The sequence below is a fragment of the Serratia sp. CY81684 genome, assembly GCF_052166595.1.
Taxonomy (GTDB): domain Bacteria; phylum Pseudomonadota; class Gammaproteobacteria; order Enterobacterales; family Enterobacteriaceae; genus Serratia; species Serratia nematodiphila.
This window is the reverse complement of the sequence record NZ_JBJNOO010000003.1, coordinates 84,036-101,543: the sequence shown is the minus strand read 5'-3', so window position 1 is coordinate 101,543 and position 17,508 is coordinate 84,036. Positions and strand designations below refer to the sequence as shown.

The following is a 17,508-nucleotide window of genomic DNA, read 5'->3' as shown; positions in this document are numbered from 1 at the left end:
GGAAATTATTTGCCGCTGCCGGCGACGCTTTCCCCACCCTTGGTCAGGTAGTAAGCGCCGAGGATCGGCAGCATGGTCAACAGCATCACCGACAGCGCCACCACGTTGGTGATCGGCACGTCGCGCGGGCGACCGAGCTGGTTCAGCAGCCACAGCGGCAGCGTGCGCTCGTGGCCGGCGGTAAAGGTGGTCACGATGATTTCATCAAACGACAGCGCGAACGCCAGCATGCCGCCGGCCAGCAGCGCCGAGCCGAGGTTCGGCAAGATCACGTAACGGAAGGTTTGCCAGCCGTCGGCGCCAAGATCCATCGAAGCCTCGATCAGGCTGTACGAGGTGCGGCGGAACCGGGCGATGACGTTGTTGAACACGATCACCACGCAGAACGTCGCATGGCCGACGACGATGGTCAGGATGCCCGGCTCGATGTTCAGCGCCTTGAACGCCGCCAGCAGCGCCAGGCCGGTGACGATCCCCGGCAGCGCGATCGGCAGCAGCAGCAACAGCGAAATGCTGTCCTTGCCGAAGAAATCGCGCCGATACAGCGCCGCCGCCGCCAGGGTGCCGAGCACCAGCGCGATGGCGGTCGCCAGGCAGGCGATCTGCGCCGACAGCAGCACCGCATCGAGGATGTCCTGCCGCCCGGCGGCGACGTTGAACCAGTGCAGCGTAAAGCCCTTCGGCGGGAAGCTGAAGGCCGCGTCTTCGGTGTTGAAGGCATAGATGGCGATGATCGCCAACGGGAAATGCAGGAAGACAAGTCCGCCCCAGGCGGCCAGCTTCAGCCCTAAGGGCGCGCGTTCAGAGTGCATCGAAAGCCCCCAGACGTTTGACGATGGAAAGGTAGATGGCGATCAGGACGATCGGCACCAGCGTAAAGGCCGCGGCCATCGGCATATTGCCGATCGCGCCCTGCTGGGCGTAGACCATGCTGCCGATGAAATAGCCCGGCGGCCCCACCAGCTGCGGCACGATAAAGTCGCCCAGCGTCAGCGAAAAGGTGAAGATCGACCCGGCGGCGATGCCCGGCACCGCCAGCGGCAAAATGACGTGGCGGAAGGTCTGCGCCGGCCGCGCGCCCAGATCCGCCGAGGCATGCAGCAGCGAGGGCGGCAGGCGCTCCAGCGCCGCCTGGATCGGCAGGATCATGAACGGCAGCCAGATATAGACGAACACCAGAAAACGCCCCAGCCCCGAGGTCGACAGCGTGTTGCCGCCGACGCCGGGCACCGTCAGCAGCGAAGCCAACAGCGGCTCCAGCCCCAGGTGCTGCAGAAACCACTGCGCCACGCCGTCTTTCGCCAGCAGCAGGGTCCAGGCATAGGCTTTGACGATATAGCTGGCCCACATCGGCATCATCACCGCGATGTAAAAGAACGCCTTGACGCGGCCGCTGGTGTAGCGCGCCATGTAATAGGCGATCGGGAACGCCAGTACCGCGCTGGCCAGCGACACCAGCACCGCCATGGTCAGCGTGCGCAGGATGATGTCGTAGTTGGCCGGGTTGAACAGCGCCGCCAGGTTGGCGAAGGTCAGATCCGGCGTCACCGCCATGGTGAAATCGTCGAAGGTGTAGAACCCCTGCCACAGCAGCGTCAGCAGCGAGCCGAGGTACACCGCGCCGAACCACAGCAGCGGCGGCACCAGCAGTAACAGCAGATACAGCGTCGGCCGGCGATAGAGCCAGGTCGACAGCGCGCGCACGCTACCACCGCGCGCCGAGGGGGAATCGATGCTCATGTCCATCTCACCTCTCCTCCAGCAGCGGCACCATCGCCGCGCGCGGCCAGCAGGCGACGATCGGCTGGCCGATCTGCCGCTGTTGCCCTTCGGCGATCCACTGTGGATTGGCCTGGCTGACCAGCAGCTTTTCGCCGCCGTTCAGCGCGATCTCATAGCGCGTGGCCGCGCCCTGGTAGTGGATTTCCTGCAGCGTGCCCTGCACCTGGATCTCGTCCTGCGCCGCGCCGCCTTGCTCCAGCAGGCGAATATGCTCCGGCCGGATCGAGAAGGTTCGGCTTTCGCCGAGCAGGCGCTGCGCCAGCTCGCTGCGCACCACGTTGGAGGTGCCGACGAACTCGGCGACGAACGGCGTCTTCGGCCGCATGTAAAGCTCGCGCGGCGTATCCACCTGCTCGATGCGGCCGTTATTGAATACCGCCACCCGATCGGACATCGACAGCGCTTCGCTTTGATCGTGGGTGACGAAGATAAAGGTGATGCCCAGCTGGCGCTGCAGCTTCTTCAGTTCGCCCTGCATCTGCTCGCGCAGCTTGAGATCCAGCGCGCCGAGCGGTTCGTCCAGCAGCAGCACCCGCGGCCGGTTGACCAGCGCGCGCGCCAGCGCCACGCGCTGCCGCTGGCCACCCGACAGGTGCGCCGGCTTGCGTTCGGCGACGAAACCGAGCGCCACGCTCTCCAGCGCCTCTTGCGCCCGCGCCTGCCGCTCGCGTTTGGCGACGCCCTTCACCATCAGGCCGTAGGCGACGTTTTCCAGCACCGACATGTGCGGAAACAGCGCGTAATCCTGAAACACGGTATTCACGTCGCGCTGATACGGCGGCAGGTTGGCGGCTTCCTGGCCGTGAATGCGAATCGAGCCGGAAGTGAGCTGCTCAAAGCCGGCGATCAGGCGCAGGCAAGTGGTTTTGCCCGAGCCGGACGGCCCGAGCATGGAGAAGAATTCCCCGTCCTGAATGTCGATGGATACCCGATCCACGGCGCGAACATCGCCGAAAGTCCGCGAAACATCGATGAATTGCACGGCAATGGTCATTTTCTGTGCTCCATTCTGATGTAATTCGGGCGCAGCGGGCTGCGCCCCGCGGCTTAGCGGCCGCCCATGATGGCGATGTAATCCTGGGTCCAGCGGCTGTACGGCACGAACTTGCCGCCCTGCGCCTGCGGTGTTTTCCAGAAGGCGATTTTGTCGAACTGGTTGAAACCGTTGGTTTCGCAACCCTTCTCACCCAGCAGCGCGCTGGCCTTGCAGCCCGCCGGCGAAGCCGGCACCGACCCGAACCAGGCCGCCACATCGCCCTGCACCTTCGGCTCCAGCGACCAGTTCATCCACTGGTAGGCGCAGCTCGGGTGTTTGGCGTCGCTGTGCAACATGGTGGTATCCGCCCAGCCGGTCACGCCCTCTTTCGGGAACACGGTGGCGATCGGCTGCCCTTCGCCCTTCAGGGCGTTGGCCTGATACGGCCAGGCGCTGGAGGCCACCACGCCTTCGTTTTTAAAGTCGCTCATCTGCACCGAGGTATCGTGCCAGTAGCGGTGGATCAGCGCGTGCTGGCTGCGCAGCAGCTTCAGCGCCGCCTGATACTGCTCTTCGTTGAGCTGGTAAGGATCGCTGATGCCGAGCTGCGGCTGGGTGGCCTTCAGGAACAGCGCCGCGTCGGCGATGTAGATCGGGCCGTCGTAAGCCTGCACCCGGCCCTGGTTGCTCTTGCCGTCCGGCAGGTTCTGCTGCTGGAAGATCACCGCCCAGCTGTCCGGCGGCGTCGGGAAGGTTTTGGTGTTGTACATCAGCAGGTTCGGCCCCCACTGGTACGGCGTGCCGTAGGTTTTGCCGTCCACGGTGTACCAGGCGCCGTTCAGCAGGCGCGGATCGATGTTCTTCCAGTTCGGGATCAGCGCGGTGTTGATCGGCTGCACCCGCTTGCCGAAGATCAGGCGCAGCGAGGCGTCGCCGGAGGCGGTCACCAGATCGTAGCCGCCCTTGGCCATCAGGCTGACCATTTCATCGGAGGTGGCGGCGGTCTTCACGTTCACCGCGCAGCCGGTTTGCTTCTCAAACTGGGTGACCCAGTCGTAGTTTTTGTCGGACTGGCCGCGTTCGATGTAGCCGGGCCAGGCGATGATGTCCAGCCGGCCTTCGCCTTTGCCCAGCGACTGTGGCAGATCGGCCGCCTGGGCCAGGCCGCACAGCACGGTGAGACAGAGCGCGGAGACGGTGGTGGTGACTGCGGTAGTTTTTCCCATCGTAATTACCCCTGTGTTGCTTATCGGTATGCGGCAGGGAACGGCTGCCGCCTGATTTTTCTTGATATAACCGTTAGAAGCTGGCTTTGAACTTCGCCATTACGTGCCTGACAACGCTGTAATCCTGCAGCGAATCGCTGGACAGATCCTTGCCGTAGCCGGAGCGTTTCAGGCCGCCGTGCGGCATTTCGCTCGCCAAGGTGAAATGAGTGTTGATCCAGGTGCTGCCGTACTGCAGATGGGCGGCAATGTGCAGCGCCCGATCGATATTTTGCGTCCACACCGACGAGGCCAGCCCGTATTCCGAGTCGTTGGCCCACGCGACCGCCTGCTCTAGGTGCTCGAAGCGCGTGACGCTGACCACCGGGCCAAACACCTCACGCTGCACGATCTCGTCGCTTTGCAGGCAACCCGCCAGCAGGGTCGGCTGGTAGTAGAACCCCGGTCCGGAGTGCGCCGCGGCACCGGTGATCAATTCGATATGCGGTTGGCTGAGCGCCCGCTCGACAAAGCTGGCGACGCGATCGCGCTGGCGGGCACTTATCAACGGGCCGATCTCGTTGTCCTGATCGCGCTTGCGGGCGAAGCGCAGGCTGGCGACCGCTTCGCCCAGCGCGTCCACCAGTTTGGGATAGATGCCGGCCTGCGCGTAGATGCGGCAGGCGGCGGTGCAGTCCTGGCCGGCGTTGTAATAGCCGTAGGTGCGAATGCCGTTGACCACCTCGTCGAGATCGGCGTCGTCGCAAACGATCACCGGCGCCTTGCCCCCCAGCTCCAGATGGGTGCGCTTGACGCTTTTGGCCGCCGCCTGGAGGATTTTTTGCCCGGTGACGATATCGCCGGTGACCGACACCAGCCGCACCTGCGGGTGCCCCACCAGCTGGCTGCCGACCCCTTCACCGCCGCCATAGACGATGTTCAGCACGCCCGGCGGCAGGATCTCTTGCAGCGCAGGCACCAACGCCAGAATGGTCAGCGGCGTATGTTCGGAGGGTTTAAACACCACGGTATTGCCCGCCGCCAACGCCGGCGCGATCTTCCACGCCGCCATCATCAGCGGATAGTTCCAGGGGGCGATCGAGGCCACCACGCCAATGGGATCGCGACGGATCATCGAGGTGTGGCCCGGCACATACTCACCGGCCAGTTGCCCTTGCTGCGTACGCACCGCGCCGGCAAAGAAGCGGAACACGTCGACCGCCGCCGGCAGATCGTCATTGAGCGCCTGATGCAGCGGTTTGCCGCAGTTGAGGGCCTCCAGCTGCGCCAGCTGCGGCGCCTGCCGCTCAATGGCGTCGGCGATACGCAGCAATAAGGCGGCGCGCTGGCCTGGCGTGGTACGCGACCAGTGGCCAAACGCCTGCTGCGCGGCTTTCACCGCGCTGCCGACCTGCGCCGAAGAGGCTTCGGTAAGGGCGATCAGCGTCTCGCCGTTGGCCGGATTGACGATGCACTCCTGCTGGCCTTCGCCGTCGATAAGCTGACCGTTAATGAACTGCTGACAGGACAAACCTGAGAGAACCTGCACATCCGCCATCGCCTGACGCCCCTAAGTGACAAAAACGTTAACCAAATGTGAATAAGTTAGTTTTAATCAGCCTAAGCGAGCCTCTGGCGGGCAACAAATTCTAAATACTGAACGCCGCGTTCGATTAAATCGAATGCTTAAGCCCGGCGGCGTGTTTGCTACCGTTCTCGCGCGCGATGGTGAGGAACGGCGTCACCAGCTCCGGCCGCGCGCTGCCGCGCCGCCATGCCAGCCCGATATCCAGCGGCTCCAGCAGATCGTCCAGCTTGCGCGCCTCGATCATGTTGCCCTCCAGCGACCAGGCGCGGTACGCCATGTCCGGCTGGATAGAGACGCCCATCCCCGCCGCCACCAGGCTGCGCACCGCCTCGGTCGAGGCGGTCTTCATGGCGATCTCCGGCTTCAGCCCGGCGCGCGCCCAGATGCGCCGCGCGTGCACGTCCATTTCATCGGCGTTGAGCTGGATCAGCGGCTGTTTGGCCACGTCCGCCAGGCTGATGCTCTCGTGCTCCAGCAGCGGGTGCAGCGGCGGCAGCCACAGACGATACGGCGAGTGCATCAGCACCTCGGTCTGCAGCGCGTCGCGGTCCTCGATGTTCGACAAGATCAGCACGCCGATGTCGATCTCGCCGCTGACCAGCAGATGCTCGATGTACGGGCGTTCGTCTTCAACCACCTGCACGGTGACGTTGGGATAGGCAGATTTAAAGCGCGTGAGCAACTCCACCAGGAAGTAACCGGCCACCAGGCTGGTGACGCCGACGGTCAGCTTGCCGGTCAGGCTTTCGGTGCCGATCTGCAGGCTGCGCTTGGCGTTGTCCACCGTCGCCAGGATCAGATACGACTGGCGCAAGAACTGGTGCCCCTGATGGGTCAGCGTCATGCCCTTGGCGTGGCGATCGAACAGCCGCACGCCGATCTCGGTTTCCAGCTGCTGGATCGCCAGCGTCAGCGAAGACTGGGAGACAAACACCGCCTGGGCGCCGGCGGAGATCGACCCGGTTTCCGCCACGGCGATGAAGTGGCGGATTTGGCGTAACGTCATCATGGGGGTGATTCCTCAAGCAAAAACATTGCGTTGAGTGTAGACGCCAGCCGTGAAGCGATCGGGAAAAGTGTCAAAAACGCGATAGCGTTCGCTTTTTTAGAATGCCCGCAGGCAAAAATGGGGGAAACGGCGAGGCGAAGAAGTGTGATGTACGGGGAGCAGAAATGACAAGGGCGCAGCATGCTGCGCCCTGATGGCCGATGATCCTGCGGAGGATCAGATCGCTTCTTCGTCCTGCTCGCCGGTACGGATACGCACCACGCGCGCCACGTCGAAGACGAAGATTTTGCCGTCGCCGATCTTGCCGGTCTGCGCGGTTTGCATAATGGTTTCCACGCAGGTGTCGACGATGTCGTCGGCAACCACGATCTCGATCTTCACCTTAGGCAGAAAATCGACCATGTATTCGGCGCCGCGGTACAGCTCGGTGTGGCCCTTCTGGCGGCCGAAGCCTTTGACTTCGGTGACCGTCATGCCGGTGATGCCCACTTCGGCCAGCGCTTCGCGGACGTCATCCAGTTTGAACGGCTTGATAATCGCGTCGATCTTTTTCATCTTCTTTCCTTTTACCAATTTTTGCGGCCAAAACCGGATGTGATGGGGTAGCGGCGGTCTTTGCCGAAGTTACGGGCGGTGATGCGCGGCCCGACGGCGGCCTGACGCCGCTTGTATTCGTTGATGTCCACCAGGCGGATCACCTTGCGCACGATCGCTTCATCGAAGCCTTCGGCCACCAGATCGGCGACCGACTTGTCGCGCTCGACGTAGCCTTCCAGGATCGCATCCAGGATATCGTACGGCGGCAGGCTGTCCTGATCGACCTGATCCGGCGCCAGCTCGGCGGACGGCGGACGATCGATCACCCGCTGCGGGATCACGTAGGAGACGGTGTTACGGTATTCAGACAGCTTGAACACCAGCGTTTTCGGCACGTCTTTCAGCACGTCGAAACCGCCGGCCATATCGCCGTACAGCGTGGCGTAACCGACCGCCATTTCGCTCTTGTTGCCGGTGGTCAGCACGATGCTGCGGCGCTTGTTGGACAGCGCCATCAGCACCACCCCGCGGCAACGCGCCTGCAGGTTCTCTTCGGTGGTGTCGCGCTCGGTGCCGGCGAACATCGGCGACAGCTGACCCATGAAGGCGTCGAACATCGGTTCGATGGAGACGATATCGAACTCCACGCCGAGGATTTCCGCCTCTTCCTTGGCGTCGGCGATGCTGATATCCGCGGTGTAGCGGAATGGCATCATCAGCGCCTGCACCTTGTCTTTGCCCAACGCATCCACGGCGATCGCCAGCGTCAGCGCCGAGTCGATACCGCCGGACAGCCCCAGCACCGCGCCTTTAAAGCCGTTTTTGGTCACGTAGTCGCGCACCGCCAGCACCAGCGCCTGATACACCTGCGCCAGCTGCGGCAGCTCAGCGGCCGGATCGGCCATCGGCACCACATCCAGCTCGTTGAATTCCAGGCGGGTCACCTGCTCGTCGAAGGCCGCCAGACGGTGAGTCATGGTGCCGGCGGCGTCGAAGACCTTGGAGCAGCCGTCGAAGATCAGCTCATCCTGGCCGCCGACCTGGTTGAGGTACACCAGCGGCAGCTGAGTGCGCTGGCAGTGGCCGGCCATCAGCGTTTTGCGGATATACGGTTTTTCGCGATTATACGGCGAGGCGTTGATCGACAGGATAATCTCCGCGCCGGCCGCCTTGGCGGCGTCGATCGGCTCAGGGAACCACAGATCTTCGCAGATCAGCAGCCCCAGACGGTAGCCTTTCAGCTCCACCACGCAGGTGTCGTTGCCGGCGTGGAAATAGCGCTTCTCATCGAACACGCCGTAGTTCGGCAGCTGCTGCTTGAAGTAGCGGGTCAGCAGGCGGCCTTCGGCGAACAGCGACAGCGCGTTATACAGCTTGTCGCCTTCGCGCCACGGGTGGCCGACCAGGATCGCCGTCTCGGCGGAGGCCTGCTGCAGGCGCAGCAGCTGCGCATCGCAGCGCTCATAGAAATCATTGCGATACAGCAGATCTTCCGGCGGGTAGCCGGACAGCGCCAGTTCGCTGAACATGACCAGATCGGCTCCCGCCTTCTGCTGCTCCTGCACGATTTGCAACATGCGTTCGGTGTTGCCTTCAATGTCGCCGACCAGCAGGTTCAGCTGGGCCAGGGCGATGGAAAGTGATCTGCTCATTTGTGTACGATCCCGCTTAATACGTTCCATGGTGCTCTACGCCGGGGCGCGCCGCGGCAAAGAGAACGGAGTGTAAATCATTCCGCCGGATTTGTTGAGAACCTGCTTGGCAGGCGCCGGCGGGAAACTGTCATTCTTTAAAATCGTTGGCGTCCAGCTCGTGGCGCGACAGCAATTTGTAAAACTCGGTGCGGTTGCGGCCCGCCATGCGCGCGGCCTGGGTCACGTTGCCCTTGGTGATCTGCAGCAGTTTGCGCAGATAGTGCAACTCAAACTGGTTGCGCGCTTCGGCGAAAGTCGGCAGAGCGGTGTTTTCCCCTTCCAGCGCCTGCTCCACCAACGCTTCGCTGATCACCGGCGCCGAGGTCAGCGCCACGCACTGCTCGATGACGTTGACCAGCTGACGCACGTTGCCCGGCCAGCTGGCGGTCATCAGCCGCTTCATGGCGTCGGTCGAGAAGCTGCGCACGAACGGCTTGTGCCGCTGAGCCGCTTCGCGCAACAGGTGATTGGCCAGCAGCGGGATATCTTCGGCGCGCTCGTTGAGCGCCGGGATCTTCAGGTTCACCACGTTGAGGCGGTAGTAGAGATCCTCGCGGAACTCGTTCTTCGCCATCGCCTTTTGCAGATCGCGGTGGGTGGCGGAGATGATGCGTACGTCAATGTCCAGATCGCGATTGCTGCCGAGCGGCCGCACCTTGCGTTCCTGCAGCACGCGCAGCAGCTTCACCTGCAGCGACAGCGGCATATCGCCGATCTCGTCGAGGAACAGCGTGCCGCCCGCCGCCGCCTGGAACAGCCCTTCGCGGCTGCTGACCGCGCCGGTAAAGGCGCCCTTGGCGTGGCCGAACAGTTCGGACTCCAGCAGCTGCTCCGGCAGCGCGCCGCAGTTGATGGCGATGAACGCCTTGCTGGCGCGCGGGCTGGCCGCGTGGATCGCCTGCGCCACCACCTCTTTACCGGTGCCGCTCTGGCCGTTGATCAATACGCTGACGTCGGACTGGGCCACCATTTTCACCTGCTCCAGCAGGCGCAGCATCAACGGGCTGCGGGTGACGATGTCTTCCCGCCAGGCATCGTCGCCAGCCGGGCTGGCCGACAGCGCGAGCGCCTCGTCGATGGCCTTGTACAGCGCATCGCGATCCACCGGTTTGGTGAGAAAGCTGAACACCCCCTGCTGGGTGGCGGCCACCGCATCGGGAATCGAACCGTGCGCGGTGAGAATGATCACCGGCATGCCCGGCTGATGTTTTTGGATCTCGGCGAACAGCGCCATGCCGTCCATCTCATCCATGCGCAGATCGCTGATCACCAGATCGATCTGTTCGCGCGCCAGCAGGCGCAGCGCTTCCTGGCCGCTTTCGGCGGTGGTGACGTGAAAACCTTCGCTGGTCAGGCGCATGCCCAGCAGCTTCAGCAGGCTGGGATCGTCGTCAACCAATAACAGGTTGGCCGGTTTGCGTGCGGTCATTGCGCGTGGGACTCCTTATTGGCAGGGTGCGGCGTATAGGTGTCTTCCGGTTCAACCGGCAGCGCAGTGCCCTTTTCCGGTTCGTCCTGCGGCTCAGCCCCTTTCGCGGCCGCGCCGTTTTTACCGGCGGCTTCGCCCTTTTGCGAGCCTGTGCCGTTGTCCGGTATTTCCCCTTGCAGCTGCTTGCGCGATGAGAGCTGGCGCTCGATGTCGGTCAGGTTTTCCAGCTTGCGCGAGGTGTCCTGCAGCTGCGATTGCAAGCGCGCCTGGCTCTGGCGCAGCGAATCGATCTGGCTGTCGCTGCTTTCCTGCAGATGCTGATAACGCGCTTTCTCATCGAACAGCGTGATCTGCAGCATCTGCTGCTGGCGCCACAGCTGCGTCAGTGGACGCAGCGAACCGGGAAACTCCATCCGGTAGCTGTTGATCCTGTCGATCATCTGGCGGCGTTCGCCGGAGGTCGGCTGTGCGCTCCCCAGCAGGATGCTCTGTTTGAAAACGCCGGACCAGCTGTCGCCAGGCACCGTTTTCGCCAGCGCGCGCGCCTGGGTTGAGCCGATGCGATCGGCGCAGTCCATCGCACGCAGCCAGTAGAGCGCGTTATCCAGCGCGTCCTTGTCGTCCAACTGCCACAGGGTATCGCAAGCCGCGGTGCGGTAATCGATCACCTTGGTATCCGGGATCGCTTCTTGCTGCTGAGCGCTCAGGCCGCCGCTGACCGCGCGATCGACGCAGCCCGCCAGCAACAGCGGCATAAAGAAAACGGCGCCCAACCAGCTGATCGGGCGTTTGCCGAGCGGCGCTCTGTGCGTGGCACGCGGTGAACGTTCGGTCTGTGAAAGACGAAGGCGTTTAGACCATGTGTACATTATTTATTCATTCTCGGCGGTTAACGGCAGTTCAATGCGGAAGCAGACGTCTGCACCGGCGACCGTCGCCAGTTGCAGCTCACCGCGCATGCGACGAATACAGTCCTGAGCGATGCTCAACCCCAGTCCGCTTCCTTTTACCGCCCCTTTTCGCTGGTGACTACCCTGGAAAAAAGGCTCGAAAATCATGGCTCTTTCAGCCTCGGGGATCGGCGTGCCGGTATTGGCGACGTCGATTTGCACCCGTTGTCCAACCTGACGGCTGCGGATCCAAATGTTACCGGATTCCTTGCCGTAGTGCACCGCATTGGAGTAGAGATTATCCAGCACGCGCATTAATAGCGTAGGCTCTGCCCAGCAGATTTCCGCCTCCAGCGCGATTTCGGTGGAAATCATCTTCGCCCGCGCCGGCAAACTGTGCGCGGCAACCACCAAATCGACCATCTCGCGCAGCTCGACGTTCTCGTGTTCCGCCGGGCCGTCGGCCAGTTTGCGGTTGTAATCCAGCAGTTGTTCAATCAGCTGTTGCAGATGACGGCTGCTGTTGTCGAGGATCGCCACCACCTCTTTTTGATCGGAGGTCAGCGGCCCCGCCACTTCGTCGGCCAGCAGTTCGGTGCCTTCACGCATGCTGGCCAGCGGCGTTTTCAACTCGTGCGAGATATGGCGCAAGAACTCGTGGCGCTGCGATTCCAGCCACGCCAGCCGCTCGCTCAGCCAAATGATGCGCTGCGCCAGCGAACGCAGCTCGCGCGGCCCTTTGAACGACGCGGTGCTGCCCAGCGCGCGCCCTTCCCCCAGGCGATTGATCATCCGTTCCACGGCCTTGACCGGCCCGATGATCATGCGGGTAAACAGCACCACCAGCAGCACGCTAACCAGGAACAACAGCAGCGCCTGCCAGCCGAAGAACTGGCCGCGCTCGGCGATGGCCTGCTGCAGCTGCTGGCCGCGCGAGAACACCACCGCGCGCGTGGCCTGCACCATTTCGGCGTTGGAACGGGAGAACGATTCGAGCAGAGCCGAGGCCTCTTGGTCCGGCCCGCTGTTATGGCATTTGATCGCCGCCAGCTGGGTCAGCAACTGACGCAGCGTTTGGTAATAACGTTCGTCCGGCAGGATCGGCGCGTGGGCGTCCAGCATCTGCGAATACTGTTTGCGCTGGTTCTGGTACAGCTTCTGCAACGTAGGATCGACCAGCACGCAGTACTGACGATAGCTGCGCTCCATCTCCAGCGCCACGCTGGTCATCGCCTCGCTGCGCCGCGCGTCCACCAGCGTGGTGCGGTTGATGTCCGCCGCCTGCGCGCTGAGGTGATCCAGGCTCTGGTAGGCTTGATAGGCCAGCACCAACAGCGGCAGCAGCACCAACAGGAAGGCCAGCAGCACCAATTGCCGCAGCGAACGGGGGAATAAACGCCATTTTTTCAACGAAATCATCTCATTCTCTCAGCTCTGTCACGATGCTAACTGACTCGCCGGAAAGAGAAAAGCCCGGCAGGGGAGAATCCTGAACGCGCAAGGAAAAAGCCGCGGGATCGGCGAAGCGCGCCCATAGGCCAGGCCTGCCGACGGCATGCGGCCCCGGTAACATCAACCGGTGCGAAAACGAGAGTGTGGGGATAGCGTCTGCGTTCGAGGGCATAGGCAACGAAACGGACATAAGCGCAGCGTTGAGAATTGACGCCGGGGCAAGAAACTTGCCCCAACGCAAGGAAAGTGTGGATGCCCTTAAACCTCGTCCCCAGGGTGATGTAGCGCAGCGGCTGGCATCGAACAGGACGAATAGCATCCGTAAGTATCCAGGATTGATGAACCCTTCATCACAGTTGGATACAGGCGGTGCCTCACTCCACGTGTCGCCCGATGCTTGATAAAGCCGCTTGCGCGGTCTGTTATCGGTTTGGTTGGACGATAGGCACCATTTCTTTGGCATCATTCGGAGGCTTATGAGGCGATTTGCCGTCTAATTACGGCGCCGTCATAAAAAGGTGAATGAGCAGCCGCCGAGAATAATGCACGTAGCGTGCCAACTTTGCAATAAAAATCATAAAACAATGATTTTATTTAAAAATAAAATTACATCAGCAAATTCCCCCACCCATTACGCACTGATGAGCGATGAAAAAAACGCCGCGCTGTCGCCAAATGCAGACAACTAAAGTCAAACCTGCTTACCTACAATAAAATCAATGAGTTAAATGTCTCCATTTGGCGACAGGGAAAATAGCGCTTGTCGCAAAATGCAGACACTGCCGCCAGACGGCGAACGCCGGCCATAAAAAAGGGCGCAATTGCTTGCGCCCTCTGTACGGTGGTGGCCGTTTTTAGCCCAGCTGCTTACGGGCATTGCGGAACATACGCATCCACGGGCTGTCCTCGCCCCACTCTTCCGGGTGCCAGGAGTTGCTGACGGTGCGGAACACGCGCTCCGGGTGCGGCATCATCACCGTGGCACGCCCGTTGGCGCTGGTCACGGCGGTGATGCCATTCGGCGAACCGTTCGGGTTAGCCGGGTAAGCTTCCGTCACCTGACCGGCGTTGTTGACGAAACGCAGCGCCACCAGGCCGTGGCTTTCCAGCGCCGCCAGATGCGCCGCATCGCGCACTTCGACGTGCCCTTCACCGTGGGAAACGGCGATCGGCATGCGCGAGCCGGTCATGCCCTGCAGGAACAGCGACGGGCTGGCCGCCACTTCCACCAGGCTGAAACGCGCCTCGAAGCGATCCGACAGGTTGCGCACGAAGCGCGGCCAGTGTTCGGCGCCCGGGATCAGCTCACGCAGGTTGGACATCATCTGGCAGCCGTTGCATACGCCCAGCGCCAGCGTCTGCGGACGGTGGAAGAACGCTTCAAACTCGTCGCGCACCCGCTCGTTGAACAGGATAGACTTCGCCCAGCCTTCGCCGGCGCCCAGGACGTCGCCGTAAGAGAAGCCGCCGCAGGCCACCAGCGTGTGGAAGTCCTGCAGATCGCGGCGCCCGGCCAGCAGATCGCTCATGTGCACGTCCACGGCGTCAAAGCCGGCGCGGTGGAACGCCGCCGCCATTTCAACGTGGGAGTTCACCCCCTGCTCGCGCAACACCGCCACTTTCGGGCGAGCGCCCTTGGCGATGTACGGCGCGGCGATGTCTTCCTCGGGTGCGAAGGTCAGCTTCACGTTCAGGCCGGGATCTTGTTCATCCTGCTTGGCCTGATGTTCCTGATCGGCGCACGCCGGGTTGTCGCGCAGGCGCTGCATCTGCCAGGTGGTTTCCGCCCACCAGGTGCGCAGCGTATTGCGGCTTTCGCTGTACAACGCTTTGCCGTGCTGATTGATGACGAAACGATCGCCGGCCTGTACGCTGCCGATCTGATGCACGTTGTCGGTCAGACCGTGCTGCGCGAACGCCCGCTTCACGTCGTCGAGACGTTCGGCGCTCACCTGGATCACCGCGCCCAGCTCTTCGTTGAACAGCACCGCCAGCGCATCGTCGCCGAGGCCATCGAGGTTAACCTCTACGCCGCAGTGACCGGCGAAGGCCATCTCCGCCAGCGTCACCAGCAGGCCGCCGTCGGCGCGGTCGTGATAAGCCAGCAGCGCGCGATCGGCCACCAGCTGCTGCATGGCGTTGAAGAAGCCCGCCAGCTGCGCGACATCGCGCACATCGGCCGGTTTGTCGCCCAGTTGGCGATAAACCTGCGCCAGCGCGGTGGCGCCCAGCGCGTTATGGCCGTTGCCCAGGTCGATCAACAGCAGCGCGCTGTCGCCCTTATCGGTGCGCAATTGCGGCGTCACGGTGTGGCGCACGTCTTCCACGCGGGCGAAGGCGGTGATGACCAGCGACAGCGGCGAGGTCATTTCGCGCTGTTCGTCGCCTTCCTGCCAGCGGGTTTTCATCGACATGGAGTCTTTGCCCACCGGAATGGTGATGCCCAGTGCCGGGCACAGCTCTTCGCCCACCGCTTTCACCGCTTCGTACAGGCCGGCGTCTTCGCCCGGGTGGCCGGCGGCGGCCATCCAGTTGGCGGACAGCTTCACGCGCTTCAGGCTGCCGATTTCCGTGGCAGCCAGGTTGGTCAGCGCTTCCCCGACCGCCAGGCGGCCGGAAGCGGCGAAGTCCAGCAGCGCCACCGGCGCGCGTTCGCCGATCGACATCGCTTCGCCGTAATAGCTGTCAAGGCTGGCGGTGGTGACCGCACAGTCGGCCACCGGGATCTGCCACGGGCCGACCATTTGGTCACGCGCCACCATGCCGGTAACGGTGCGGTCGCCGATGGTGATCAGGAAGGTTTTCTCCGCCACGGCCGGCAGATGCAGCACGCGCTTCACCGCGTCGGCCAGCGTGATGTTCTCACGCTGTACCGCCTGGCCCTGCGCCTGCAGACGGGTGACGTCGCGGGTCATCTTCGGCGTTTTGCCGAGCAGCACGTCCAGCGGCATGTCGATCGGCTGATTGTCGAAGTGACGATCGTTCAACGTCAGATGTTGCTCTTCGGTCGCTTCGCCGATCACCGCGTAAGGCGCGCGCTCACGGCGGCAGATCTCGTCGAACTGCGCCATCTGCGCCGGGGCGATCGCCATCACGTAACGTTCCTGCGATTCGTTGCACCACACTTCCAGCGGGCTCATGCCCGGCTCGTCGTTGAGAATATCGCGCAGCTCGAAGCGCCCACCGCGGCCGCCGTCGCTCACCAGCTCCGGCATGGCGTTGGACAGGCCGCCGGCGCCGACGTCATGGATAAACAGGATCGGGTTCTGGTCGCCCAGCTGCCAGCAGCGGTCGATCACTTCCTGACAGCGGCGTTCCATTTCCGGGTTGTCGCGCTGCACCGACGCGAAATCCAGATCGGCATCGGACTGGCCGGACGCCATCGACGACGCCGCGCCGCCGCCCAGACCGATATTCATCGCCGGGCCACCCAGCACCACCAGCTTGGCGCCGACGGTGATTTCCCCTTTCTGCACGTGATCGGCGCGGATGTTGCCGATGCCGCCCGCCAGCATGATCGGTTTGTGGTAGCCGCGCAGCTCAACGCCGTTATGGCTGTTGACGCGCTCTTCATAGGTACGGAAGTAGCCCAGCAGCGCCGGGCGACCGAATTCGTTGTTGAACGCCGCGCCGCCCAGCGGGCCTTCGGTCATGATGTCCAGCGCGGTGACGATGCGTTCCGGCTTGCCGAAGTCCTGCTCCCACGGCTGTTCAAAGCCGGGAATGCGCAGGTTGGACACCGAGAAGCCCACCAGGCCGGCCTTCGGCTTGGCGCCGCGGCCGGTGGCGCCCTCGTCGCGGATCTCGCCGCCGGAGCCGGTCGCGGCGCCCGGCCACGGCGAGATCGCCGTCGGGTGGTTGTGAGTTTCCACCTTCATCAGGATGTGCGCGTCTTCCTGATGATAATCGTACGTGCCGTTCTCCGGCGCGGCGAAGAAGCGGCCGACCTGCGAACCTTCCATCACGGCGGCGTTGTCTTTATACGCCGACAGCACGTAGTCCGGCGTCTGCTCATAGGTGTTTTTGATCATCTTGAACAGCGATTTAGGCTGCTGCTCGCCGTCGATGATCCAGTCGGCGTTGAAAATCTTGTGGCGGCAGTGCTCAGAGTTGGCCTGCGCGAACATATAGAGTTCGATATCCGTCGGGTTGCGCCCCAAACCGGTAAAGGCATTCAGCAGGTAGTCGATCTCGTCCTGCGCCAGCGCCAGGCCGAGCCGGACGTTGGCTTGCTCCAGCGCAGCGCGCCCTGCGCCCAGCACGTCGACCGACTGATACGGCGCCGGCTGATGGTGCGCGAACAGCTGTTCAGCCTGTTGCAGCTCGCTGAAGACGGTTTCCATCATGCGATCGTGCAACAGTGCGGCGAGCTGGCGCCACTGGGTTTCCGTCAGCTCGGGCGCCTTGACGTAGAACGCCAGGCCGCGCTCCAGGCGCAGCACCTGTTGCAAGCCGCAGTTGTGGGCGATGTCGGTGGCTTTGGAAGACCAGGGAGAAATGGTGCCCGGACGCGGCGTAACCAGCAACAACCGGCCTTCGGGAGCGTGTTCGGCGAGAGAAGGACCGTACTTGAGCAGACGCTGAAGCTTGGCGTGTTCTTCGGCACTTAGCGGTGCGCTGACATCGGCAAAGTGGACGTACTCGGCGTAGATATCACTGACGGGCAGGTGAGCGTCCTGGCAGCGGGACAGCAGTTTGGTAATGCGAAAAGCCGATAAAGCGGGCGAACCACGCAGAATTTCCATAATCAAAGTTCTCTCGTCTTCGAAGCGAAGGATAAGACGCTTCATTGGGCGCAACAGGGGAAAACGCGCGTCATTATAGAGAATCCTCGGCGCCGACGAAACCGTTTGCGTAGGGATTATTGATAAAAGCATGCCGCACCGTCGAATTGTCATAACGTGTCAATAAAGTTGCACACTGGCGTTTTGTTGCGCAAAATGCCC

The 17,508-nt window shown here is 62.7% G+C and carries 12 protein-coding genes; all 12 read right to left on the bottom strand.

Features of this window, described 5'->3' with window-relative positions:
- Nucleotides 1-5 precede the first annotated feature (5 nt).
- Nucleotides 6-812, bottom strand: a complete 807-nt coding sequence (locus tag ACJ8QF_RS08340) for an ABC transporter permease (protein ID WP_004941378.1) — start codon at nt 810-812, stop codon at nt 6-8.
- Nucleotides 802-1,746, bottom strand: coding sequence for an ABC transporter permease (locus tag ACJ8QF_RS08335; protein ID WP_033632317.1), 945 nt, complete (start codon nt 1,744-1,746; stop codon nt 802-804). Before ACJ8QF_RS08335 ends, ACJ8QF_RS08340 begins: the two co-directional genes overlap by 11 nt.
- Before the next feature lies 1 nt (nt 1,747).
- Nucleotides 1,748-2,776 carry an ABC transporter ATP-binding protein gene (locus tag ACJ8QF_RS08330; protein WP_131165071.1) on the bottom strand — a complete coding sequence of 343 codons (1,029 nt, stop codon included), beginning with the start codon at nt 2,774-2,776 and terminating at the stop codon, nt 1,748-1,750.
- A gap of 53 nt (nt 2,777-2,829) precedes the next feature.
- Nucleotides 2,830-3,984 (bottom strand): putative ABC transporter substrate-binding protein YdcS, encoded by a 1,155-nt coding sequence (ydcS, locus tag ACJ8QF_RS08325; RefSeq protein WP_033639608.1) that lies wholly within the window; start codon nt 3,982-3,984, stop codon nt 2,830-2,832.
- Nucleotides 3,985-4,057: 73 nt separating this feature from the next.
- The gene (locus tag ACJ8QF_RS08320) at nt 4,058-5,521 is read right to left on the bottom strand and encodes a gamma-aminobutyraldehyde dehydrogenase (protein WP_015378792.1); all 1,464 of its coding nucleotides are present in this window, start codon (nt 5,519-5,521) and stop codon (nt 4,058-4,060) included.
- Between the two features lie 115 nt (nt 5,522-5,636).
- Nucleotides 5,637-6,560 (bottom strand): LysR substrate-binding domain-containing protein, encoded by a 924-nt coding sequence (locus tag ACJ8QF_RS08315; RefSeq protein WP_004941365.1) that lies wholly within the window; start codon nt 6,558-6,560, stop codon nt 5,637-5,639.
- A gap of 216 nt (nt 6,561-6,776) precedes the next feature.
- Entirely contained in the window at nt 6,777-7,115 is a 339-nt protein-coding gene (gene glnB, locus ACJ8QF_RS08310) for a nitrogen regulatory protein P-II (RefSeq protein ID WP_004847623.1), read from the bottom strand.
- 11 nt (nt 7,116-7,126) lie between these two features.
- Complete coding sequence (locus ACJ8QF_RS08305) at nt 7,127-8,749, bottom strand: NAD+ synthase (protein ID WP_004941363.1); 1,623 nt, start codon at nt 8,747-8,749, stop codon at nt 7,127-7,129.
- Between the two features lie 130 nt (nt 8,750-8,879).
- Nucleotides 8,880-10,220, bottom strand: a complete 1,341-nt coding sequence (glrR, locus tag ACJ8QF_RS08300) for a two-component system response regulator GlrR (RefSeq protein WP_004941361.1) — start codon at nt 10,218-10,220, stop codon at nt 8,880-8,882.
- A complete protein-coding gene (qseG, locus tag ACJ8QF_RS08295) occupies nt 10,217-11,089 on the bottom strand; it encodes a two-component system QseEF-associated lipoprotein QseG (RefSeq protein ID WP_004941359.1) in 873 nt (290 codons plus the stop codon). The genes glrR and qseG overlap by 4 nt, the downstream gene beginning before the upstream one ends.
- Nucleotides 11,090-11,092: 3 nt before the next feature.
- Nucleotides 11,093-12,529, bottom strand: a complete 1,437-nt coding sequence (locus ACJ8QF_RS08290) for a sensor histidine kinase (RefSeq protein ID WP_004941357.1) — start codon at nt 12,527-12,529, stop codon at nt 11,093-11,095.
- A gap of 887 nt (nt 12,530-13,416) precedes the next feature.
- Nucleotides 13,417-17,307, bottom strand: a complete 3,891-nt coding sequence (gene purL, locus ACJ8QF_RS08285; RefSeq protein ID WP_442537438.1) for a phosphoribosylformylglycinamidine synthase — start codon at nt 17,305-17,307, stop codon at nt 13,417-13,419.
- Between the last annotated feature and the right edge of the window lie 201 nt (nt 17,308-17,508).

Bases quoted from the DNA above. Each gene is read 5' to 3' on its own strand.
- ydcS (WP_033639608.1), bottom strand. From the start codon at position 3,984: ATGGGAAAAACTACCGCAGTCACCACCACCGTCTCCGCGCTCTGTCTC.
- purL (WP_442537438.1), bottom strand. From the start codon at position 17,307: ATGGAAATTCTGCGTGGTTCGCCCGCTTTATCGGCTTTTCGCATTACC.
- ACJ8QF_RS08340 (WP_004941378.1), bottom strand. From the start codon at position 812: ATGCACTCTGAACGCGCGCCCTTAGGGCTGAAGCTGGCCGCCTGGGGC.
- glrR (WP_004941361.1), bottom strand. From the start codon at position 10,220: ATGACCGCACGCAAACCGGCCAACCTGTTATTGGTTGACGACGATCCC.
- glnB (WP_004847623.1), bottom strand. From the start codon at position 7,115: ATGAAAAAGATCGACGCGATTATCAAGCCGTTCAAACTGGATGACGTC.
- qseG (WP_004941359.1), bottom strand. From the start codon at position 11,089: ATGTACACATGGTCTAAACGCCTTCGTCTTTCACAGACCGAACGTTCA.
- ACJ8QF_RS08305 (WP_004941363.1), bottom strand. From the start codon at position 8,749: ATGAGCAGATCACTTTCCATCGCCCTGGCCCAGCTGAACCTGCTGGTC.
- ACJ8QF_RS08315 (WP_004941365.1), bottom strand. From the start codon at position 6,560: ATGATGACGTTACGCCAAATCCGCCACTTCATCGCCGTGGCGGAAACC.
- ACJ8QF_RS08320 (WP_015378792.1), bottom strand. From the start codon at position 5,521: ATGGCGGATGTGCAGGTTCTCTCAGGTTTGTCCTGTCAGCAGTTCATT.
- ACJ8QF_RS08290 (WP_004941357.1), bottom strand. From the start codon at position 12,529: ATGATTTCGTTGAAAAAATGGCGTTTATTCCCCCGTTCGCTGCGGCAA.
- ACJ8QF_RS08335 (WP_033632317.1), bottom strand. From the start codon at position 1,746: ATGGACATGAGCATCGATTCCCCCTCGGCGCGCGGTGGTAGCGTGCGC.
- ACJ8QF_RS08330 (WP_131165071.1), bottom strand. From the start codon at position 2,776: ATGACCATTGCCGTGCAATTCATCGATGTTTCGCGGACTTTCGGCGAT.